Source organism: Bradyrhizobium sp. IC4059, assembly GCF_020193615.1.
Classification (GTDB): domain Bacteria; phylum Pseudomonadota; class Alphaproteobacteria; order Rhizobiales; family Xanthobacteraceae; genus Bradyrhizobium; species Bradyrhizobium yuanmingense.
Map to the genome: position 1 here is coordinate 122,369 of NZ_JADYVH010000006.1, position 21,875 is coordinate 144,243.

The 21,875-nt window shown below is 65.7% G+C and carries 22 protein-coding genes; 9 read left to right on the forward strand and 13 right to left on the reverse strand.

Annotated features, from left to right (window positions below; genetic code table 11):
• Positions 1 to 5 precede the first annotated feature (5 nt).
• From I6F12_RS19810 to I6F12_RS19825, 4 genes are all read right to left on the reverse strand, one after another.
• A complete protein-coding gene (locus I6F12_RS19810; protein ID WP_225114211.1) occupies positions 6 to 779 on the reverse strand; it encodes an aldolase/citrate lyase family protein in 774 nt (257 codons plus the stop codon).
• Positions 780 to 840: 61 nt separating this feature from the next.
• Positions 841 to 1,638: a glutamate racemase gene (murI, locus tag I6F12_RS19815; RefSeq protein WP_036027824.1), complete on the reverse strand. Its 798-nt coding sequence runs from the start codon at positions 1,636 to 1,638 to the stop codon at positions 841 to 843.
• Between the two features lie 136 nt (positions 1,639 to 1,774).
• On the reverse strand, positions 1,775 to 2,581 hold the full coding sequence (locus I6F12_RS19820; RefSeq protein ID WP_225114210.1) for a cyclic nucleotide-binding domain-containing protein: 807 nt from the start codon (positions 2,579 to 2,581) through the stop codon (positions 1,775 to 1,777).
• A 229-nt stretch (positions 2,582 to 2,810) separates the two neighbouring features.
• Positions 2,811 to 3,890, reverse strand: a complete 1,080-nt coding sequence (locus tag I6F12_RS19825) for a hypothetical protein (RefSeq protein WP_057029492.1) — start codon at positions 3,888 to 3,890, stop codon at positions 2,811 to 2,813.
• Positions 3,891 to 4,116: 226 nt separating this feature from the next.
• On the opposite strand from I6F12_RS19825, the gene I6F12_RS19830 reads away from it, so the two are divergent.
• The gene (locus I6F12_RS19830) at positions 4,117 to 6,024 is read left to right on the forward strand and encodes an acyl-CoA synthetase (RefSeq protein ID WP_109143239.1); all 1,908 of its coding nucleotides are present in this window, start codon (positions 4,117 to 4,119) and stop codon (positions 6,022 to 6,024) included.
• Positions 6,025 to 6,192: 168 nt separating this feature from the next.
• Positions 6,193 to 8,019 carry a caspase family protein gene (locus I6F12_RS19835; protein WP_225157066.1) on the forward strand — a complete coding sequence of 609 codons (1,827 nt, stop codon included), beginning with the start codon at positions 6,193 to 6,195 and terminating at the stop codon, positions 8,017 to 8,019.
• 19 nt (positions 8,020 to 8,038) lie between these two features.
• Here the strand turns inward: I6F12_RS19835 and I6F12_RS19840 are convergent, their stop codons facing one another.
• Positions 8,039 to 9,211, reverse strand: coding sequence for a M20 aminoacylase family protein (locus tag I6F12_RS19840; RefSeq protein ID WP_225157067.1), 1,173 nt, complete (start codon positions 9,209 to 9,211; stop codon positions 8,039 to 8,041).
• Positions 9,212 to 9,379: 168 nt separating this feature from the next.
• On the reverse strand, positions 9,380 to 10,687 hold the full coding sequence (gene purB, locus I6F12_RS19845) for an adenylosuccinate lyase (RefSeq protein WP_225157068.1): 1,308 nt from the start codon (positions 10,685 to 10,687) through the stop codon (positions 9,380 to 9,382).
• Positions 10,688 to 11,250: 563 nt separating this feature from the next.
• Between purB and I6F12_RS19850 the strand changes: the two genes are divergently transcribed.
• Positions 11,251 to 11,838, forward strand: a complete 588-nt coding sequence (locus tag I6F12_RS19850; protein ID WP_036012895.1) for a TetR family transcriptional regulator — start codon at positions 11,251 to 11,253, stop codon at positions 11,836 to 11,838.
• A 451-nt stretch (positions 11,839 to 12,289) separates the two neighbouring features.
• On the opposite strand, the gene I6F12_RS19855 is transcribed toward I6F12_RS19850, so the two are convergent.
• A complete protein-coding gene (locus I6F12_RS19855) occupies positions 12,290 to 12,943 on the reverse strand; it encodes a response regulator transcription factor (RefSeq protein WP_036027820.1) in 654 nt (217 codons plus the stop codon).
• Positions 12,944 to 12,950: 7 nt separating this feature from the next.
• A complete protein-coding gene (locus I6F12_RS19860) occupies positions 12,951 to 14,321 on the reverse strand; it encodes a histidine kinase (RefSeq protein ID WP_225157069.1) in 1,371 nt (456 codons plus the stop codon).
• Between the two features lie 198 nt (positions 14,322 to 14,519).
• On the opposite strand from I6F12_RS19860, the gene I6F12_RS19865 reads away from it, so the two are divergent.
• The 5 genes from I6F12_RS19865 (at position 14,520) to I6F12_RS19885 (ending at position 18,867) form a co-directional block, all read left to right on the forward strand.
• Entirely contained in the window at positions 14,520 to 15,290 is a 771-nt protein-coding gene (locus tag I6F12_RS19865; RefSeq protein WP_036027818.1) for a MotA/TolQ/ExbB proton channel family protein, read from the forward strand.
• Positions 15,287 to 15,973 carry a hypothetical protein gene (locus tag I6F12_RS19870; RefSeq protein WP_036043556.1) on the forward strand — a complete coding sequence of 229 codons (687 nt, stop codon included), beginning with the start codon at positions 15,287 to 15,289 and terminating at the stop codon, positions 15,971 to 15,973. The genes I6F12_RS19865 and I6F12_RS19870 overlap by 4 nt, the downstream gene beginning before the upstream one ends.
• Positions 15,966 to 16,571, forward strand: coding sequence for a hypothetical protein (locus I6F12_RS19875; RefSeq protein WP_036027815.1), 606 nt, complete (start codon positions 15,966 to 15,968; stop codon positions 16,569 to 16,571). Before I6F12_RS19870 ends, I6F12_RS19875 begins: the two co-directional genes overlap by 8 nt.
• A 118-nt stretch (positions 16,572 to 16,689) precedes the next feature.
• Positions 16,690 to 17,430, forward strand: coding sequence for a metallophosphoesterase family protein (locus I6F12_RS19880; RefSeq protein ID WP_036043558.1), 741 nt, complete (start codon positions 16,690 to 16,692; stop codon positions 17,428 to 17,430).
• Between the two features lie 3 nt (positions 17,431 to 17,433).
• Entirely contained in the window at positions 17,434 to 18,867 is a 1,434-nt protein-coding gene (locus I6F12_RS19885; RefSeq protein ID WP_225157070.1) for a bifunctional serine/threonine-protein kinase/universal stress protein, read from the forward strand.
• A 27-nt stretch (positions 18,868 to 18,894) separates the two neighbouring features.
• Here the strand turns inward: I6F12_RS19885 and I6F12_RS19890 are convergent, their stop codons facing one another.
• From I6F12_RS19890 to rpe, 5 genes are all read right to left on the reverse strand, one after another.
• The gene (locus tag I6F12_RS19890) at positions 18,895 to 19,083 is read right to left on the reverse strand and encodes a hypothetical protein (protein ID WP_036012880.1); all 189 of its coding nucleotides are present in this window, start codon (positions 19,081 to 19,083) and stop codon (positions 18,895 to 18,897) included.
• Positions 19,084 to 19,104: 21 nt separating this feature from the next.
• Entirely contained in the window at positions 19,105 to 19,284 is a 180-nt protein-coding gene (locus I6F12_RS19895) for a hypothetical protein (protein ID WP_036012879.1), read from the reverse strand.
• Between the two features lie 4 nt (positions 19,285 to 19,288).
• On the reverse strand, positions 19,289 to 19,429 hold the full coding sequence (locus tag I6F12_RS19900; protein WP_167361692.1) for a hypothetical protein: 141 nt from the start codon (positions 19,427 to 19,429) through the stop codon (positions 19,289 to 19,291).
• Positions 19,430 to 19,519: 90 nt separating this feature from the next.
• Positions 19,520 to 20,119 carry a hypothetical protein gene (locus I6F12_RS19905; protein WP_225114379.1) on the reverse strand — a complete coding sequence of 200 codons (600 nt, stop codon included), beginning with the start codon at positions 20,117 to 20,119 and terminating at the stop codon, positions 19,520 to 19,522.
• A 47-nt stretch (positions 20,120 to 20,166) separates the two neighbouring features.
• Positions 20,167 to 20,868, reverse strand: a complete 702-nt coding sequence (gene rpe, locus I6F12_RS19910) for a ribulose-phosphate 3-epimerase (RefSeq protein ID WP_036012875.1) — start codon at positions 20,866 to 20,868, stop codon at positions 20,167 to 20,169.
• A 254-nt stretch (positions 20,869 to 21,122) separates the two neighbouring features.
• Between rpe and I6F12_RS19915 the strand changes: the two genes are divergently transcribed.
• Positions 21,123 to 21,875 carry an EF-hand domain-containing protein gene (locus tag I6F12_RS19915; protein ID WP_036012873.1) on the forward strand — a complete coding sequence of 251 codons (753 nt, stop codon included), beginning with the start codon at positions 21,123 to 21,125 and terminating at the stop codon, positions 21,873 to 21,875.

Here is a 21,875-nt window from a genome sequence, read left to right on the forward strand (position 1 = left end):
CCCGATCAGCGCCTGACCCCCTCGTAGGCCGCCATGATGCCGCGCTGGAACAGCGACCAGTCGAAGCCCAGCGCAATCGCGCGGTAGCCGCGGTCGATCAGCGCATTGGCCTGATCGGCGGTGCGCGCCACCCCGCCGATCGGCACCCCGCTCTTGAGGATGCCCGCCTCGGCGCGCGCGATCAGGTCCAGCAATTGCGGATCATCCATCTGGCCGCGCTTGTTGATGGAGGTGGCGAGATCGCCGGGACCGATGACCGCGACATCGATACCGGGCGTTGCCATGATCTCGTCGATGCGATTGACCGCGTCGACGTGCTCGATCGTGATCATGCAGATCATCTCGTCGTCGACAGAGGCCATGTAATCAGGCATCGACTGGCCCCAGCGGAACGGCGCGTGGAAGGGACCCCAGAGCCGATCGCCGCGCGGCGGGTAACGCACGCTGCGCACCGCTTTCTCGGCATCCGCGCGGCTCGTGATCATCGGGAAGTTGATGCCGAAGGCACCGATGTCCATCGGCGCTTTCGCCAGCCACGGCTCGTTGGCGGCGATCCGCACCAGAGGCGTGCACGGCGTGCCCGTGGTCGCGGCGATCATCGCGTGGGCTTCGGTCAATCCGATCGGGCCGTGCTCGAGATCGACGATGATCCAGTCGAGCGAGCGCGCCATGATCTGCACCATCTGCACGCTCGGGATGGTCGCGATCGCACCGAAGGCGGGGCGACCCTCGCGCCAGAGCTGGCGGAGGCGGTTCAGCGGCTTTGCGGGGACCGACATGGAAAGTCCTGCGGGACGATGGCGACGGCAAAGCCTAGCAGCGCGCCGCCAGTGCGCAAGCTCAGGCCACCGCGCGTCCGCCGAAGAACGGCGTCAGCGTGGCGCTGAGACCATGCACGCGGTTCGATGTAAAAATCATCTCGGCGCCGGACTGCGCGATGCCGCCGGTCGGCGGGCCGAGCAGGTCGGAGACGCGACGGGCGATCGCGGGCGCCGGATCGATCCAGTCGACCGGCCAGGGCGCGAGCTTCTTCATCCGGTCCAGCAGAAGCGGGTAGTGCGTGCAGGCGAGCACCACGGTGTCGGTGCGCGCGCTCGCATCCGAGGCGTCGCCGACGAAGCAGGGAGCGAGCTCGGCGAGGATGGCTTCGTCGCTGATCGGGCTACCGCCGAGCGCGGCTTCGGCCAGCGAAGCGAGCTCGGGCGAGCCGACCAGCGTCACCTCGCATCCTTGTGCGAAATCGCGGATCAGCGCCTTGGTGTACTCGCGCTTCACCGTGCCCTTGGTGCCGAGCACCGAAACGCGGCGGGTCCTGGACTGCGCACAGGCCGGCTTGATCGCCGGCACCGTGCCGACGAAGGCTACGGAATAGGCGGCGCGCAAGTGAGACAGGACCAGGGTGGAAGCCGTGTTGCAGGCGATGACGACGAGGTCTGGACTATGCCGGCCGATCAGCTCCCCCATCAGCGGCACGACGCGGGCGATGATCTCGTCCTCGCTGTGGTGGCCATAGGGGAAGAAGGCGTCGTCCGCGACATAGACGTAATGCGCGTCGGGCCGCGCCGCCACGACCTCGCGGAGCACCGTGAGCCCGCCAAGGCCGGAATCGAACACCAGGATCGTCGGAGAATTGGTCACGTCGCCACCCTAGCCCGGCATGGTTACCATTCGGTTTTTAGGGCGATTTTGCGGCGATCCCGCAAAGACCGGGGGGCGTCTCGTGTCACGGACGCGCTGCGTCATCATCCCCGGCGTCAGATCGGCCGCGCGGCGCTCACGCGATCCTGTTGGTGGTGGTCCCGCGCTCGGTTGCCAGCTGCTTCTGCAGGCGATCGATGTTCTGCAACAGGCGCTGGCTGGTCAGCACCAGGAAGTAATAGCCGAATTGCGGATCCTGGAAGTAGATCTCGAGCAGCCGGTCATAGGTGATGGTCAGCACCTGGCCGTCCTCGATGCATTCGACCGTCCCCGTGCGCCGGTTGTCCGGCGTGAGGAAGCCGAGCTCGCCCATCAGCGCCCCGGGCCCGATCTCGACGTTGATCTCCTTGACCAGGAACTTGCCGGTGACGGTGAGGAACATTTCGTTGGCTGGGTCACGCATCTTGAAGAGGATGTCGCCGCGCCGGTATCTGCGCTCGGTCATGAATGGCTTGAGCCATTCGATCGACATGTCCCCTTCGGCCGCATGGCGCGCCTTCTTGACCAGCTTCAGCATCTGCCGCAGGCGCAGCGCGTTGATCGGAAGCATCAGGAGATAGAGCAGGAACGTCGCGACGTTGGCGGAGAGCGCGCCGAAGAGAGCGAAGAACGCGCAGCCGATCATGTTGGCGACGCGCAGCGGCACCATTGTCCGCATCAAGAGGGTGGCGACGAAGAAGACCGCCCCGACCACGGCGAACAGATTGGCGAGCGTGATATTGTGGACGAAGATCTCCAGGAGCCGGTTGAAGATCGCCTCGTAGGTGACGCTGTCGGGATCGAGGCCCATCTGGACCAGGATTTTCGCGATCCTGAGGTTGTCCGTGGCCGCTTCAAGGATGCGGTCGAGGATCGACGAAATGTCTGCGCTGCCGGACGGCATGGTACTAACCCCACGTAAGGCATTCAGTCCTGGTCGGCACCCGTATAGCCGAAATCGAATGACGACCGCTTGAATGACGCTTCCGGCCATCGTGCCGCAAGGGGCAAATTTTAGCCTGATCGGGCGTTTCGGCAATTGCCCGTTGGTTGCGCGTCCGGCCGCGCAGGCCCGTGATTCGGGCCAGCCGTGCGGGCTTGAGCGTCGCTGACGGGCCCGAAGCGACCTTCGTTTACGGCTTGGCGGCGGGTTGCACGACCCGCTGCTCGACGAGGCCGAGCCGCCCCGGCAGAGAGCCGGCGCGCAGCAGCATGGCGACGCTGTTGGCCTCTTCCAGGGTGAAATTGCCGGAAATCTGGCCGGAGCCGCCGGTGATGGGCTCGCGGATCACGGGCGCGGAGATCACCTTGTCGTCGAGCACGATGGCAAAAGGCTTTCCGACATTCTCTGCCGTGATATGGGCGAAGCGCCGCGTGCCGCGGCCGTTGAAGCGGAACGATGCGATCGGCTCCTTGCTGTCGCCGGTCAATCCCGGGCCGGCATAGCTGATCTCGCCGCCCTCGAGGGCGCTGTCCTTGGCGACGAGATAAGGAAGCTTGTCCTTGAAGCCGAGCAGGACTTCCGTGCCCGCCGGCGGTGTGCCCGATTGCGCCTGCTCTGCGGACATCGAGAGGTCGATCAGGCGGAAGCCGACCTTGACCTTCCTGGCGAAGATCGCGGTGATTTGCTCGGGCTCCATCAATCCGGGCAGGAAGATGCGGATACGGTCCATTCCCTCGGGCTGGACGCTGGCGAGCTTGACGCCGGCGTCCTTGAGGCGCTGCTCGATCATGGCGATGGAATCTTCGACGAGATCGCGCAGCCGCGCGGCTGATGCGGCATCGGTCGGCGCGAGCCTGAGCAGCCCGTCGCCGGCGTCGGTGACGTTGAGCGCGTGTGTCGGCAACCCCTCCGCCGCCGCGACGAGCTTGCGCGTGAGCTGTTCGCGGCCTTTGCCGTCAGCGATCTTCACGTCGACGCCGCCGTCGCGGATCGCAAGTCCGGAGAACGCGATGCGGCCCTCGCGCAGAATCTTGTAGACGTCGTCGCGCAAATCCGTGACGACCGCCTCCCGCAAGGCATCGGTGTCGACCCTGTAGACGATCCGCGATCCGCCCAGCTTCTCCATCTTGTCGGCGATGAAGGCGGCGACCTTGACCCGCACCTTGTCGAGCTGGCTGTCGGCAAGCGAGGCACCGGGCAGGGCGATCGCGGATACCATTGTGAACGCAGCGACCAGCCGTGCGATCCGGTTCCGCAGGGGCGTCGTCATGATGACCTCGAGTCTTGCGGCAGGGCGCTGGCGAGTGAATTCAGTGGCAGTTCTTGGTCCCTCGATCAGGCGCAGAGGTTCAAGTGGCGCAGCCGGTAGGCAATGGACGAACGGCAAATCATCCATCATTCTGGTCCGGCTCGGCCGAACACGGCCGAGACCTCGCCGAACCAAACTGTCAAAAGATACGGCGGCGGGGACATGCATCTGAGGGAGGACGGAATTCATGGCGGGCATCCACGCGCTCGATCGGTTGATCGGCAACGACTATCCGGAACTGTTGACGGACGAGGAGGTCCGGGCCTTCGAGCAGGTCCCCTACGCCGACCGCGTCGCGGCCGAGAGCACCTATGACGCCATCAGGCTTGGTGCCGAGCGCAATCCCGACGGGGCGGCGATCCAGTTCCTGCAAAATGCCGATCCCGCCGACGCGCCGCTGGTCGTCACGCACCGCGATTTCATCGCGCGCGTCACCCAGGCCGCCAACATGTTTCACGCGCTCGGCGCCGAGAAGGGCGACGTCATCAGCTTCATGCTGCCCTTGGTGCCGGATGCGTTCGTCACTCTGTTCGGCGCCGAGGCCGCCGGCATCGCCAATCCCGTCAATCCGCTGCTCGAGCCGCACCAGCTCGCCGAAATCCTGGAAGCTGCGAACACCAAGATCCTGGTGGCGCTCGGGCCGATGCCGGGCACCGACATCTGGCAGAAGGTCGAGCAGATCCGCCCGCATCTGAAGCATCTGAAAGCCATCGTGCAGGTGTTCGGCGGCGGCGATCCGGCCAATGGCATCTTCGCCTTCAGCGACCTGATCAAGCAGCAGCCGTCGGATCGGCTGGTCAGCGGGCGCAAGATTCGCGGCAGCGACATCGCAGCCTATTTCCACACCGGCGGCACCACGGGTACGCCCAAGCTGGTGCGGCATACCCATGCCAACCAGGTCTATCAGGCCTGGGCACTCAATCTGCTGTTGAAGGGCAAGCCCGGCGCCAACCTGCTGTTCGGCATGCCGCTGTTTCACGTCGGTGGATCGCTGACCCAGGTGCTGACGACGCTGTCGGGCGGGGGCTCGCTGGTCGTGCTGTCGCCGAGCGGCTGGCGCAACCCGAATGCGGTGAAGAACATCTGGCAGCTCGTCGAGCGCTTCAAGCCCGAAGCGCTGTCGAGCGTGCCGACCGTGCTCGCCGCGACGCTCGCGGTGCCGCCGGGGAATGCGGATATCTCGAGCCTGAAATATGCGGCCGGCGGCGGCTCGGCGATTCCGGTCGCGGTCGGCTCGGCGATTCAGGAGACGCTGAAGCTGCCGGTGGTCGAGGTCTACGGCATGACCGAGACCTCGAGCGTGCACACGCTCGCTTATCCGGGCCGGCCGATCCGGCTCGGCTCGGTTGGCCTTCCCATGCCCTATGCGCGCGTGCGCATCGTGCAGCTCGACGCCGACGGCCGCCTGATCCGCGACTGCAAGCCGGACGAGATTGGTGTCGTCATCATGGCCGGGCCCGGCGTGTTCGGCGGCTATCTCAACGACGAGCACAACAAGGGTGCCTTCATCGACGGGGTCTGGGTCAATTCCGGCGATCTCGGCCGGCTCGATGCCGACGGCTATCTGTGGATCACCGGCCGCGCCAAGGATCTCGTGATCCGCGGCGGCCACAACATCGATCCGGCGCCGATCGAGGAGATCATGTTCCGCCATCCCGCCGTCGGCTTCGCCGCGGTGGTTGGCCAGCCCGACGCTTACGCCGGCGAACTGCCGGTGGGCTACGTGCAGTTGAAGCCGGGCGCAAAGGTCGAGCCGGGCGAGCTGGAGGCCTGGGTGCGCGAGCGCACGCCGGAGCGCGCCGCCGTACCGGTGCAGGTCATCCCGATCGATCCAATGCCGGTGACGGGCGTCGGTAAGGTGTTCAAGCCGCAGCTGCGCTGGGACGCGGCCGCGCGCGTGTTCACCAAGGTGCTGGCGCCGCTGGTCGAGCGCGGCATCGATTGCAAGGTGAAGGTCGGTCCGCACGGCAGCCACGGCTCGATCGCGACCGTGACGCTGACGGGCCTGCCGGCTGGGCAGCGCGAAGCGGTGGAGGGGGAGGTGCACGCACTGCTCGCACCCTTCGTGATGCGCCACGAGGTGGTGCAGGCGTAGGTCCGCGCCTGCGGGGCGAGGGCTGACTGCATTAGCTATAAGCCGCGATCGAGGCGTTTATGTGATGGGCCTCACATAGAAAAATTTGGCTTTCGTCGGCGCTCCGAATAGTCTCAGGAAATTGCATCCGAGGGGGCTGCAGTGATTCCGTTTCGGCTATTTGGTTTATTGATTTTTGCGACCTTACTGGCCTGCGGATCGGCACACGCCGATCGGCGGGTCGCGCTCGTCATCGGCAATTCCGCTTACAAGAGCGCGCCCAAGCTCACCAATCCCGCGAACGATGCCACGCTGATCGGCGGCATGTTCAAGAAGGCCGGCTTCGATTCCGTCGATGTCAGGCTGGATCTCAGTGCGAGCGAGATGCGGCGCATGTTGCGCGAGTTCGCCGGCAGGTCACGCGATGCGGACATGGCGGTGATCTACTATGCCGGCCACGGCATCGAGCTCGACGGCAACAATTATCTCATTCCGACCGACGCGACGCTGGAGACGGATGGCGACGTTCTCGACGAAACCATTCCTGTCGAGCGCGCATTGTTCGCGGTCGAGCCGGCCAAACAGCTGCGCCTGATCATCCTCGATGCCTGCCGCGATAACCCCTTTGCGAAGACGATGAAGCGCACGCTGGCCTCGCGGGCGATCGGACGCGGCCTCGCTAAGGTCGAGCCAACCAGCCCGAACACGATGATCGCCTTCGCCGCGAAGGCCGGCTCGACCGCATCCGACGGCGATTCTCGCAACAGTCCGTTTGCTGCCGCGCTGGTCGAGCACCTGCCGAAGCCGGGCCTCGATCTGCGCAAGGCGTTCGGCTTCGTGCGCGACGACGTGCTCAAGACCACCGGCTACAAGCAAGAGCCCTATGTCTATGGCTCGCTCGGCGGCGACGACGTGCCGCTCGTAATGAAGCCGGCCGCAACCGGTCCGCAGGCAAACCCTCAGGACGCGGTTCGCAGGGACTACGAGCTCGCGCTCCAGCTTGCGACGCGCGATGCCTGGGGAGCCTTTTTGGCGACCTATCCGGACGGCTTTTATGCCAGCCTCGCCAAGGGACAGTTGAACAAGATCGGTGCCGAAGAGACGCGTCTGGCTGCCGAGCAAAAGGCCAAGGCGGCCGAGCAGGAAAAGGCAAGGCTGATCGCCGAGCGCGCTCAGAAAGCCGAGCAGGAGAAGGCGGCTGCTGCTGCGAAGGCCGCTGAAGAGGCGCGAATCGCTGCGGAGAAGCAAAAGCAGATTGAACAGGCCAGGGCGGAAGCGGCCGAGCAGCAGCGCAAAGCTGCCGAGGCGGCGGCCGCGAAAGCGCTGGCCGAGAAACAGGCGGCAGAGAGGGCCAAGGCCGAGCTGGCGGCCAAGCAGGCCGCCGAGAAAGCGGAGCAGGCCGCCAAGCCGGCCGCCGATCGGCAGATGCCCGAAGTCGAGAACCAGAAAGTGGCTGCGCTCTCGCCCGGACCCACATCCACATTATCGGCGGCCGAGCTTTCCAAATCGGTACAAAGCGAACTGCGCCGCGTCGGTTGCCTGACCTCGTCTGCGGAAAGCGAGTGGAGCTCGGCCGCGCAGCGCTCGCTGACGCTGTTCAACAAATATTCCGGCACCAAGTTCGACGTGAAGCTGGCCAGCGTCGACGCACTCGATGCTTTGAAGGCCAAGCCGGGACGGGTTTGTCCGCTGGTGTGCAATTTCGGATTCAAGGCCGACGGCGACCAATGCGTGAAGATCACCTGCCGGGCCGGTTATCGTGTCAACGACGATAACGAATGCGAAAAGGTGCAGGAGAAGAAGCCGGTTGCGACGCGCGAGAATTCCAGACCGCGAGACGATGAGCGGAAGGCAAGCGAGTCCGCGCCGTCAAAACCGCAGGCGACCGGTCAGGTCTTTTGCAACAGTGCAGGGTGCCGGCCGGTCCGGCAGGGTTGTCGGCTCGAGACGTGGGGCAATAGGACTGCCGGCCAAACGGCCGGCGGCGGCACCAGCATGGTCGAAGTCTGCAACTGAGCTGGTGATTGCCCGCCTGCTACCCCGCAGGCATTCGTGTTTCCACCAGCCGCGCCCAGAACGAGGCGCCGTGACCCAGAATGTTGTCGTTGAAGACGTAAGCCGGGTGGTGACACTCGTTGCCGTCGCCCATGCCGACCAGCACCATCGCGCCGGGGCGTGCTTCCAGCATGAACGAAAAGTCCTCGGCGCCCATCATCGGGACGAACTTGTCGTTGACGCGCTCAGTGCCGACGATGTCGCGCGCGACGTCGGCGGCGAGTGCGGCCTCGCGGGCATGGTTCATCGTCACCGGATACATCCGCGTGTATTTCGTTTCGGCCGAGCCACCATAGGCGCGGGCGATGCTGTCGGCGACTTCGCCGATGCGGCGTTCGACGAGATCGCGCACTTCGGGGTCGAGCGTGCGCACGGTGCCGGCGAGCTCGGCGACCTCCGGGATGATGTTGAAGGCGGTGCCGGAGTGGAATTGCGTGATCGAGATGACGGCGGACTTCAACGGATCGACGTTGCGCGCCACGATCGATTGCAGGGCATTGACGATCTGCGAGCCGATCAGCACGCTGTCGACCGATTTGTGCGGACCGGCGCCGGCGTGGCCACCCTTGCCGCGGACGGTGATCTGGATGTTGTCGGAGGAGGCGAGCATCGCACCCGGCGTGGTGGCGAAATGGCCCTCGGGCAGGTTCGGCATGTTGTGCATGCCGTAGACCTCCTGGATGTTCCAGCGCGTCATCAGCCCGTCCTCGACCATGGCCTTGCCGCCGCCGCCGCCTTCCTCGGCGGGCTGAAAGATCATCACGGCCGTGCCGTCGAAATTGCGCGTCTCGGCAAGATATTTGGCCGCGCCCAGCAGCATCGCGGTGTGGCCGTCATGGCCGCAGGCGTGCATCTTGCCGGGCACCTTCGAGGCATAAGGCACGCCCGAGGTCTCCATGATCGGCAGCGCGTCCATGTCGGCGCGCAGGCCGATGGTCTTGCCGGAGGCCGACTTGCGGCCGCGGATCACGCCGACCACGCCGGTGCGGCCGATTCCCGTCACCACCTCGTCACAGCCGAATTCGCGCAAGCGATCGGCGACGATGCCGGCGGTGCGGTGGACTTCGTAGAGCAGCTCGGGGTTCTCGTGGAAGTCATGGCGCCAGGCGGCCATTTCGTCGGAGAGGGCGGCGACGCGGTTGACGATGGGCATGAGGTAATCCGTTTTCTGGTTGTCGTTTGTAGGGTGGGTTAGCCCCGTGGATGCGCAAGCGCATCCACTAGGCGTAACCCACCACGGTTTCCGTGGGAGCGAAAGAGGTGGGTTACGCCCAGCGGACTGCGCTTCGCGCAGGCCGCAAGGCTAACCCACCCTACGATCCTACGCTTCCCCGAACACGCGCCTGAAGATCGTGTCGACGTGCTTGAGGTGATAGCCGAGGTCGAACTGCTCCTCGATCTCGGCGTCGGTGAGATATGTCTTCACCTCACTGTCCTTCTTCAGCAGCTGGAGGAAGTCGCCTTCGCCGCGCCAGACCGGCATGGCGTTGCGCTGCACGAGCCTGTAGGCGTCCTCGCGGCTGGCGCCCTTCTGCGTCAGCGCCAGCAGCACGCGCTGCGAATGCACGAGGCCGCCGAGGCGGTCGAGGTTCTTTTGCATGTTGGCGGGATAGACCAGCAGCTTGTCGATCAGGCCGGCGAGGCGCACCAGCGCGAAGTCGAGCGTCACGGTGGCGTCCGGGCCCATCATGCGTTCGGCCGAGGAGTGCGAGATGTCGCGCTCGTGCCAGAGCACGACGTTCTCCAGTGCCGGCGTCACATAGGCGCGCACCATGCGGGAGAGGCCGGTGAGGTTCTCCGACAGCACCGGGTTGCGCTTGTGCGGCATGGCGGAGGAGCCCTTTTGTCCCTCCGAGAAGAACTCTTCGGCCTCGAGCACCTCGGTGCGCTGCATGTGGCGGATCTCCACGGCGATGCGCTCGATCGAGGAGGCGATCACGCCGAGGGTCGAGAAATACATCGCGTGACGGTCGCGCGGGATCACCTGGGTCGAGATCGGCTCCGGCACGAGTCCCATGGCCTTGGCGACATGCTCCTCGACGCGCGGATCGATCTGCGCGAAGGTGCCGACGGCGCCGGAGATCGCGCAGGTCGCGACCTCCTTGCGCGCCGCGATCAGACGGTCCTTGGCACGGGTGAATTCGGCATAGGCATAAGCGAGCTTGAGGCCGAAGGTGACGGGCTCGGCATGGATGCCGTGGCTGCGGCCGATAGTCGGCGTCATCTTGTGCTCGAAGGCGCGCTTCTTCAGCGCGGCCAGCACCTTGTCGAGGTCGGCGAGCAGCAGGTCGGCGGCGCGGGTGAGCTGGACGTTGAGGCAGGTATCGAGCACGTCGGAGGAGGTCATGCCCTGGTGCACGAAGCGCGCCTCGGGGCCGACGATCTCGGCGAGGTGGGTGAGGAAGGCGATGACGTCGTGCTTGGTCTCGCGCTCGATCTCGTCGATGCGGGCGACGTCGAAGATGGCGTCCTTGGCCTTGGCCCAGACCGTCCGGGCGGCCTCCTTGGGGATGGTCCCGAGCTCGGCGAGGGCGTCCGCCGCATGCGCCTCGATCTCGAACCAGATCTTGAACCGGGTCTGCGGCTCCCAGATCGAGGCCATTTCCGGGCGGGTGTAGCGGGGGATCATGGGGCGGCTCCAGGAAGGTGGGCGGGCGGTCCCGAGAACGGCGGCGCCGGCCAAAATGCTTTTTACGCCGTGATGTAACAGAGCAGGCAGGGCGAAACAAACGGTCTGGGCCCCGGAAGAAGGGCATCGCCGACCTTTCCACCGGACCGGCCGGCCGGGATGGCGGCGCTTGGCCGCAGATATTAACTGTCAATCACGGATCATTGACTGACAGATATTGAAATCTGTCAGCGAGACGTGTATATCCGTTCTCGGACGCTCCGATTGGGCGTCCCGCGACAAGCCCCGGGGAGCCCGACATCCGAGCCACGCTCGGATCGGAGGGCGGATTGAAGAGCGGGGACCGTGGACGAATGGAGACTTAGACAATGACGACCGAAATCCTCAATTTCACTGGCGTGATTGGGCATTGGCTCAATTTGCTGGTGGCGCGCCAGATCGCGGCGCAGGCTGCAAAACTGCCGCATTAAGGCATAGGCTTTCCGAAACGACCGGCCAGGGCGCTTCGGAAGCAGCCCTACTGTCGGAGTAAACTGAGCCCTGAACGGGAACATGGTGCTGGCATGAATGAAGCTGTTGTCTTGACGCCGGAGCGGATCCTCGAAGTCACCGAGGACGTGCTCAGGCGTTACGGACTTGCCAAGGCCACCGTGGTCGACGTTGCCCGTGCGCTCGATGTGAGCCACGGCAGCGTCTACCGTCATTTCCCCAGCAAGGCCTCGCTCCGCGAGGCCGTTGCCAAGCGCTGGCTGGACCGCATCGACGCCCCGCTGCTGGCGATCGCCAGGGAGCAGGGGTCGGCGCCCGACAGGCTCGACCGCTGGCTGCGCACGCTGTTCGCGGCCAAGCGTTCGCGTGTGCTCGACGATCCTGAAATGTTCGAGACTTATCTGACTCTGGCGCGTGAGGCCTGCGCGGCCGTCAAGTGCCACAAGGACACTATGATCGACCAGATCGCCGCGATCCTGACCGACGGCGTGCAGCAGGGCGAGTTCGCCGTGGGCGACGTCAAGGTGACCGCGCGCGCGATCTTCGATGCGACCGTCCGCTTCCACCATCCGGCCCATGCCGAGGAATGGAAGGACGCCGATCTCCCCGCGCGCCTCGATGCGACGCTGGCGCTGCTGCTGCGTGGGCTGAAGGCGGCCTAAGGCCGCAGAACCCGTTCAGCCCTGGGTGCTGTCAATCAACCTCGCGTTTTCTGGAGAGCGGCGCCGTCGCGGGGCAAGGGTGCGGATGCCGAATGTCTGCGCGTGTGGAAGGCAGGATCGGACGATGGCACGACCGGCGGACTATCCGGATAAGCGTTGACCGCGATTTCGACGGCATCCTTCGATCGCCTTCGAAGCCGGTAGAATGTCAGCTCCTGATCGAACATCGGGCAGCGAAAGTGGACGATGGCGGTGTCCGGCAGACGGCAAAGTTCGTCGATGAGCTCGCCTACTGTGATGATGGGGGGATGGTCGACTGCTTTGGGGTGACCCTTACTCATGACCCTTTACTCCTTGTCTGCCGTACTAACCGGAGCCGGATCGGAACCGTTCCAATTTCGTTCGGCAGATTGAGGATCGCGAGGGATGAGCCTGTGCGGCAGCTTTGCTGCTAGATCCTCGTCAGCCCGCAGGTCGCGGCGAGCCGCACCAGCTGCGCATCGGTGCGCGCGCCGGTCTTCGACTTGATCAGGTAGTGATAGTTCTGCACGGTCTTGACGCTGAGATTGAGATGCGCCGCGATCTCTTCGGTGGTGGCGCCGCCGGCGAACTGGCGCAAGATCTCGATCTCGCGCTCGCCCAACTGGTCCAGCACCGAGCCGGTCGGCGACAGGCTGTCCTCCGCCAGCACATGTGCGATGTCATCGCTCATGGCGCGCTCGCCGCGGGCGACGCTGCGAATGGCGTTCACGACCGCGGACGGCTCGCTGCTCTTGGTGACGAAGCCGGAGGCGCCAGCGCCGAAGGCCGCCTTCACTAGCACGGCCTCATTGTGCATGGTGAAGACGAGAATGCGCGCCCGCGGGCTGCGGGCGCGGATGTTGCGGATCGCCTCCAGCCCGCTCGCGCCGGGCATCGAAATGTCGAGCACGACCACGTCGGGGTCATGCGCCTTGAACGCGCCGTAGGCGTCGGCGGCGTTGTCGGCTTCCGCCACGACATGCAAATCGCCCTGGCTCTCCAGCACGCGCCGATAGCCTTGCCGCACGATCGGATGGTCGTCGACCAGCAGCACGGAGATGCCTGTTGCCGCCACCTCGTTCATCCCGGCCTCATGCAGCGAGCGGGATGGTCGCGGCAACGCTGAGGCCGCCGCGGGCGGGCAGGATCGACAGCGATCCGCCGGCCGCCGTGACGCGCTCGCGGATTCCGGTGAGGCCGAAGCCGGCCGATTGCGCGACGCGCTCCGCATCGCCGCCGCCGTCGTCCTCGACGCGGATCAGCAGCGCATCGTCCTCGCCGGCGCGCCGCTCGACACGGAGCGAGATCTCGCGCGCTGCACTGTGGCGCAGCGCGTTGGTCAGGCATTCCTGTGCGACTCGATAGGCCGTGGTGGCGGCCGGGCCGCTGATATCGGTGAGGTCGCCCCTGAGATCGAGCTGGATCGCCGGCCGCGCCGCGCTGTGCGAGCGCCAGCTGTCGACGAGATTGACCAGGCTCGCCTCGAGCCCGAGCTCCTCCGGCAGCGGATTGCGCAGCCGGTTCAGCGCGTCGCGCAGCGAGGCCATCAGATGGTGCGTCGCCTGCGAGATCATGCGCGCGTCCTGCGCGATCCCATCATCCTTGTGCTGCTTCGTACTCGCCGTCTCGATCGTGTTGGCGAAGGCGAGAATGGCGGATAGATTCTGCCCGAACTCGTCGTGCAGCTCGCGGGCGAGCGCGCGGCGCTCGTCGTCGCGGATCTCGATCAGGCGGCGCGTCAGCGCGGCGCGCTGCTCGGTCGCTTCCTCCAGCCGGCCGCCGAGCTCGCCGACGGCGCTGCCGATCATCGCCAGCTCCATCGAGCGGAAGCGCGGCAGCCTGGTGCGATATTGGCCGCGCGCCATGCGCTGAAGCGCGGTGACGATCGCGCGCGCCGGCGCCAGCGCGTGCGCGATGGCGAGCGAAGCAAGCAGGGCGATCGCCGCCGCCATCAGCAGCGCGACGTCGATGACGTTGAGGACGTAGTCCCAGGCGAGCGCGATCGCGGCGGCCGCATGGGGCGTCGCAACGACGGCGCCGGCGGCTGCGGCGCGGGGACTGACGGGCCGCACCACCTCGGCGTGGCTGCCGAGGAAGCTCGGCACGATGGCGGCGAACCAGCGCGGCGGCGTCTTGCCCAGCCCCTCGCTCTGGCCGCAGAGCGGCTTCTCGAAGGCCGCCGCGGGCTGGAACTCGACGCAGACGCCGGGCGAGATCAGCTTCATCGTCTCCAGCGTGCGCCACTCCGGAACCGGCAGGAGATGCTCGCGCGCCCTGCTGCTGCGCAACAACAGCTCGCGCCAATACAGCGCCTGAAGCGCCTGCGCGACCCGCTGGGCCGACGCCGCCGTCGCCCGATCGACGCTGCGATAGGCATCGAACGTGGCCCATACGGTCGCGGCTCCCAGGCACAGCGCTACGATTAGAAGCAGGCGAGCTACAAGCTGAAGCACGAGGCGCATGCGATCACCCCCGACGTTTGCTAAGGTCAGCCTAACAACGCCGCCGTGCCTTGCCAATCGCAGAACGCTAGGGATTGCAGCTCGGGCAAATTTCCCAAGCCGGATTGGGCATGGGTCTTTGGACCTGAAACGGCGGCTTTGATCTAATCGGTGAGGACACGTTGCAGGCCGGCGCCTGCAAGCCAGGAGCGGTGCAGCATGAGTTCGATAACGATTGGACCAATCGCAAGCCAGGCTGCCGATCCATCCGAGCGCAGCGCGCTGCTGTTCTGGATGATCTTCACCGGGCTGTCGATCTTCGCTGTCGTGCTGCTGTGGCGCTTCGGCCTGATTCACCTGATGCTGACCTCGGATCGCACCTACATTTCAGCGGTGATCGCGGCGCTCTACGTCCTCACCTGCGGCCACTGCTTCCTGCGGACCCGGGCCATCGCGCGGGAAGGGGCGGCGACGCGGCGCTGCCGCGCGGTGCTGTCGGCAGCGGGCGGCAGCAAGGCGCTCGATGCGAGCGCCGTGGCGCTGCCGCGCGGTCTGGTGCGCGACCACATCGAAAGCCTGGTGACCAAGGCCGCGGCGCAGGACTACCGGCCGGTCGACCAGACGCTGCTGCTACGTAATCTCGCCGATCGCTTGCGCGGCTCCAACGGGTTCGGCGCCTTCGTCTCCGATACGCTGATGAAGCTCGGTCTGCTCGGCACCATCATCGGCTTCATCATCATGCTGGCGCCGATCGCGGGGCTGGACGCCGCCGACAAGGTCGCGATGCGCTCCTCGATGGGCTTGATGAGCGACGGCATGGCGATCGCGATGTACACGACGCTGGCCGGCCTTGTCGGCTCGATCCTGATCCGCATCCAGTACTACATGCTCGACGCCGCGACCCAGCGGGTGTTCTCGGACGCGGTGGTGCTGACCGAGACCTATGTGACGCCGGTGCTGGAGCGCAAGGGTTCGGGAACGCCGTCATGATGGATGATTTCGGTCTCTATCCGCGCGAGGAGCCGTTCGACCCGCTGGGCGTGATGCTGTTCAAGGCGCTCCAGGTGATCGCCTTCCTGTTCTTCCTGGCGCTGCTGGCGGTCTCCCCCGACGCCAAGGACGGCAAGATCGATTCCAAGGCGGAGTTCATGATCACGCTGGACTGGCCGGACAACCACCCCGACGATCTCGACCTGTTCGTGCAGGATCCCGCCGGCAACATCGCCTGGTATCGCCACCGCGAGGCCGGCTTCCTCACGCTCGACCGCGACGACCGCGGCGGGGCCAACAATTTCATCATCGTCAACGGCAAGAAGATCGCCTCGCCGATCCGCGAGGAGATCGTCACCGTGCGTGGCATCCTCGCCGGCGAGTACGTCGTGAACGTCTCGCATTTCGTCGCCACCACGGGCGAGCCTGTGACGGCCAGTGTGAAGGTGCAGAAGCTCAATCCGACCGCGCAGGTGATCTTCGACAACAAGTTCACGCTCGACCACACCGGCGACGAGAAGACCGCGGTCCGATTCCGGATCGATGCGGAAGGCAAGGTCGTCGATGTCGATCAGCGGCCGAAATCGCTGTTGGAGACGTTCCGCAGCAGCTGGCGCAACGGCGGCGATCTCGATGCCAGGACCGGTGTGAGCAGGAACGCTACGAGGGTACGCCGTGAGTAACCTGCAAACGGTCATCCTGACGCTATCGGTCGCGTATGCCGTCATCGGCGCGCTGCTGCTGGTCGTTCTGGTCTATGCGCGGCTGCACTGGTCGCTGAAGGCGGTCGCCGTGGTCGTGACCAGCACCTTCTACATCGTCAGCTTCACCGAAATGCGCGGCCTGCTCGGTTGGGCCAGCACGGAGCGGCTGCCGACCACCTTCAAGCTGCTGAAGGCCCGCATCGTCGAGCCGCATTCGCTTGAGGGCGATCCCGGCTCGATCTATCTCTGGGTCGAGGCGCTGGACGAGGACAATCGCCCGAGCGGCATCCCGCGCGCTTTTCGTGTGCCGTACAATGACCGGCTGGCCGACAAGACCCACGCCGCCGAGAACGAGATCGCGGCCGGACATCCGCAAGGAGGGCGCGCGGCGGATTTCGGCGGCGGCGACGGCAGCCTGATCGACTTGGTTCGAGAATATGTGACGCCGAAGACCATCCTGGAGACCAGCGGCGGCGATTCCTCGACCGGCGAGTTCACTGCGCCGCCGGCCGGTGCCCAGGACGCGGTATTCACGCCGATTCCGCCGCCCCGGATGCCGCCCAAGGACGAGCAATAGGCCCATCACCATCACTGCAGAGCAGCGCTGGCAAACGGCCCAGTGCTGGCGCATCCTGTTGACCTCCCTCAATTTGGCCTCATCGGCCCCGAATAAGAATCTGAGGGGTGGAGGGTGCGTGCTTCTCGCTGTCTTCTCGGATATCCATGGCAACAGGCAGGCGTTCGAGGCCTGCCTGAAGATCGCGCGTGCGAAGGGCGCGGAGGGCATCGTCCTGCTCGGCGACTTCGTCGGCTATGGCGCCGATCCGGAATGGGTGGTGGACACCGCGATGGAGCTGGTCGCGCAGGGCGCCGTCGCGGTGCGCGGCAATCATGACCAGGCGATCAATTCCACGGCCGAGACGATGAACGCCGAGGCGCAGATCGCGATCGAATGGACCCGCGGCCGCCTCGACACGGCGCAGCGGCGGTTTCTGGCCGAATTGCCGATGCAGGTGGAGGACGATGGCCGCCTGTTCGTGCATGCGGAAGCCTCGCATCCCCAGCGCTGGCACTATGTCCGCTCGACCGTGGACGCCGCCAAGAGCCTGATTGCGACACGGGCCCACGTCACCTTTTGCGGCCACATCCACAGGCCGGCGCTCTATTCGATGTCGGTCACGGCGAAGATGACGAGCTTCGTGCCGAAGACCGACGTCCCCGTGCAGCTCCTGCGCGGACGGCAATGGCTCGCCGTGCTCGGCTCGGTCGGCCAGCCCCGCGACGGCGATCCGTCGGCGGCCTTCGTGCTGTTCGACACCGAGTCGTGCCAGATCACCTATTGCCGCGCGCCCTATGACGTCGAGACCGCAGCGAGCAGGATCCGCGACAACGGCCTGCCGCCTTGGCTTGCCGACCGCTTGTTGCAGGGGCGCTGACGGATGCCCAAACCCCTGGTCAAGTCAGGCGCGGAGATCGACGGTTTTACGATCGGCGAATGCGTTCATGCCGGCGGCATGGCGACGCTGTGGACCGTCACCCATCCCGGCATCGACGTGCCCTCGCTGATGAAGATCCCGCGGGTGTCGGAGGGCGAGGACGCCGCCGCGATCGTCTCCTTCGAGATGGAGATGATGATCCTGCCGCGGCTGGCGGGGCCGCACGTGCCGGCCTGCTTCGGCACCGGTGATTTCGCCCGCCAAGCCTATGTCGTGATCGAGCGCATTCCAGGTGCCACGCTGTACAAGCGGCTCCCCGACCTGCCGCTGCCCTATGACGAGGCGCGGCAGCTCGTCGCCAGGATCGCCACGGCGCTTGCGGATCTGCACCGGCAGAACGTGATCCACCACGACATCAAGCCGAGCAGCATCATGTTCCGCGAGAGCGGCGAAGCGGTGCTGATCGACTACGGCCTGTCGCATCACAACCACCTGCCGGACCTGTTGCAGGAGGAATTCCGCCTGCCTTACGGCACCGCGCCCTATATGGCACCCGAGCGGCTGCTCGGGGTGCGCGACGATCCGCGCAGCGATGTGTTTTCGCTCGGCGTGCTGCTCTATTTCTTCACCACCGGCGAGCGGCCGTTCGGCGAGGGCGAGACGCTGCGGGCGATGCGGCGCCGGCTGTGGCGCGATCCGCATCCGCCGCGGAAGCTTCGTGCGGATTATCCGCCCTGGCTTCAGGAGGTGGTGTTGCGCTGTCTGGAGATCGAGCCGGTGTGGCGCTATCCGACCGCGGCCCAGCTTGCCTTCGATCTCGCTTATCCGGACCAGGTCAAGCTCACCGCGCGCTCGGAGCGGGTGAAGCGCGATTCCCTCGGCATCGCCTGGCGCCGGCGCTTCAACCAGGGTGTCATGGCGCCGCGCGCGAAATCGGATGTCGCAGCCCAGATCGCATCGAGCCCGATCCTCGCCGTTGCGCTCGACATGGCGGAGGGCGCTCCGGAGCTGAACGAGGCGCTGCGCGTGACCACCCAGCGCATCCTCGCCACCTTGCCCTCGGCGCGGCTTGCCTGCGTCAACGTGCTCAAGCTGAACCGGATTGCGATCGATCGGACGTTGGACGAGCAGGGCTCCAACAAGCATATCGATCGTCTGGTCGCGCTCAGGCATTGGGCAACGCCGCTCAAGCTGGACGAGAGCCGGCTGTCGGCTCATGTGCTGGAGGCGGTCGATCCCGCCGCCGCGATCCTGGAGTTTGCCAAGGCCAACCAGGTCGACCACGTCATCATCGGCGCGCGACAGAGCTCGTTCCGGCGCATGCTGCTCGGCAGCGTGTCGGCCAAGGTGGCCTCGGAGGCGAGCTGCACCGTCACCGTGGTGCGGCCGCCGCGATTGGCGGGGGACGGCGGCGGGCCGGAGGCCGGCGAAGGTTAGGCCGGCCGGGGCGATTTGCGGGCCGGATCAGGCCGCGTGGACGGCAAACGCGCGCTTGCGGCGGATCGGCCAGGAGAATTGCGGTCCCGGCTCGCCGTGATCGGCGCTGCCGCCGAAATACTGGATGATCTCGCGGCAGGGCTCGCAATTGAACAGGTTACGCGACGCGGACGCCTTGGTCATTTCCTTCAGGCAGTTCGGGCAATGCGGTTTCATGGGCGGTCCGGAAAAGAGGTCTTAGTGTCGGCGCGGCGAGCCAAGCGAACGGTCGAGGTCCGAATTGTCGAGCCCGGCATCGTCGTCCAGCGTGCCATCGGCGCGCTCGAGGCGGCCGAAGAAATAATCGAGGCTCGGATGCGGGCGCCGTGGAATCCGGCACCGGCGCTTCGGCTGACGCCTCACGAGTGCGATCTGCATGACGTCAGCCTCTGGTGCGGTCGCGGCGGATGTTGCGGGCCGGACGTGCCGGGGCCTCGACCGGTCCGGCCGAGGGACCGAACACCACAAACGCACTGAAACCAATCCACAACGCCACGCCAGTCCAAACCAGGGTCGTCGTCATGATGTGCTCCCGCGAAAACAGGCAGGAATCACTTGCAATGATTTGCGCGAATCAGTGAAGTCCGGATGAGTACGGACCAAGGCTACAATTTTAAGCTTTGCGCCTTGCAGAACCCGTGGAAGCCGCAGTTCTTCCCGCGTGCGACCGACGTACTTTGCCGGTGCGCGCATGATCGAGGATATCCCGGATGCGCCTTGCGTCTCGAACACAGCGAAACCCATAGCGCCCGGTGTAGTCGGTATCGGGCGAACGGGTCGAGCGCCCTGACGCAAAGTTCAGGTGGCCGACGCCGCCGCCGATGTCGAGGATTTCGAACACTTCATCCATGGCGTCGAACGAAGTAGCGGTCACGCTGCGTCTGCTCCAGGCCGTGCGCACGATCAGCGCGCGGCGGTCGGTGATCACATAAAGCGTCTGCAGGTCTTGCAGCAGCATCACGAACGGAGCTGCAATCATCCCAACTCCAATCATTGCCAGAGGTTGGGTCGCTTGGTCGATCCAATCGTTGCTGACGGCGATGACGGTCAGCAACAACCAGGGAAATCCGATCCACCAGAGAAATCGCCACATTGTCGCGTTGGCGATGGCGTCGGGCTGCCCCTGCCAGACCACTTGCTCTCCATCCTGAAGGGACTCGGCGAGAAGACGAAGCAGGCCGGCAGTAAACGGAGTGGCGCGGAGTTTATCCATTCCACTTGGTCGTAGCGGCCGCGGCTCCGGTTCGGATAGCGATGGTCTCAGATCGCCTCGCCGCGTGCCCCAAGTGCCGCGTTGCGGATCGCGGCGATGTTGGTCTTGTAGGCCTCCTGCGTGCCGCCTTTGAACACCGAGGTGCCCGCGACGAAAGCGTTGGCGCCGGCCGCGGCGAGCGCACCCGCAACATCGGGGCCGACGCCGCCGTCGACCTCGATGTCGATCGGGCGGCCCGCAACCATCGCGCGGATGTCCCGGATCTTGTTGATCGCGGAGGGGATGAAGGCCTGGCCGCCGAAGCCGGGATTGACCGACATCACCAGCACGAGGTCGACGAGGTCGAGGACGTATTCGAGCGCGCTGATCGGCGTCGCCGGATTGAGCGAGACGCCGGCCTTCTTGCCGAGCGCGCGGATCGCCTGGAGCGAGCGGTGCAAATGCGGACCTGCCTCCGCGTGCACGGTGACGTGGTCGCAGCCGGCCTTCGCGAAGGCCTCGAGATAGGGATCGCAGGGCGAGATCATCAGATGCGCGTCGAAGATCTTCTTGGTGTGCGGGCGCATCGCCCTGATGACGTCAGGACCGTAGGAGATGTTCGGAACGAAGTGCCCGTCCATCACGTCGAGATGGATCCAGTCGGCGCCGGCGGCGTCGACGCTGCGCACCTCCTCGCCGAGCTTCGAGAAATCCGAGGCCAGGATCGAGGGCGCGATGGCCAGGGGGCGGGGGGCGAAAGCTTGGGTCATGGCGCGTTTTCCCGGGGCGGACGGACGACGAATGGCCTCGCCTAACATGGGCTCTTGTGGCGGGCAATGCAGAAGGGGCGCGCTTCCTGTGGGCGGAAATTTCTGCCGCCGGCGGCATGAATTGCCGATGTTCCCGCGGCCTGCACGACCCGACGGATGCGGAATTCGTTGAGCTTTTCGCGATGGCACGGCGCTTGCTGACTTCAGCCGCAGAACATTGGTCGCGGCATGCCGCATCCTGTTGGAGTTGTGCAATGTTGTTCGCCCTTGGTGCGGTATCGAGCGCGCTCGACGCGATCCAGTCGCTGACAAACGCGAAATCGTCGTCGGCGGCGCACAAGACCGGCTCCTCGCAGAGCGCGCCGACCAATCCGTTCGCAATCGACAGCGGCAGCAGCAGCACGACCGGCGCGACCTCGTCGGTCAATGCAGGTAAGTATCCGCAGATTTCGGCGGAGACGATGAATGCGCTGTTCGCGGCGCAGGGCCAGTCGGCCAACGGCACATCCTCGTCGTCGAAGGGCCGGGAGGCTGCGCTGAAGGATCTGTTCTCGCAGATCGACGCTGACGCCGACGGCAAGATCACCAAGTCCGAGTTCGAGGACGCGCTCGGCGCGGGCGGCACCAACCTGGCCCAGGCCGACGATGTGTTCTCGAAGATGGACGCGAATGCGGATGGCAGCGTCAATCTCGGCGAGATGACGAAGGCGCTGAGGGGCGGTCACGGCCGTGATCACGCGGAAGGCGCGGACGATGGCTCGGATTCCTCGTCGCAATCCAGCCGCGGCTCGACGTCGACCACGACGACCAATGCCGACGGCTCGACCACCACCACCGTCACCTATGCCGACGGCTTCAAGATGTCGACCACGGTGCCGGGCGCCGCCAGCTCGTCGAATGCGAAAGGTGGCGGAAATTCGCCTTATGATTGGTTCGGGCAGATGATGCAGCGCCAGGCCCAGGCTACTGCGGGATCAGCAGCTTCATCGATGTCGATCAGCGTGTGA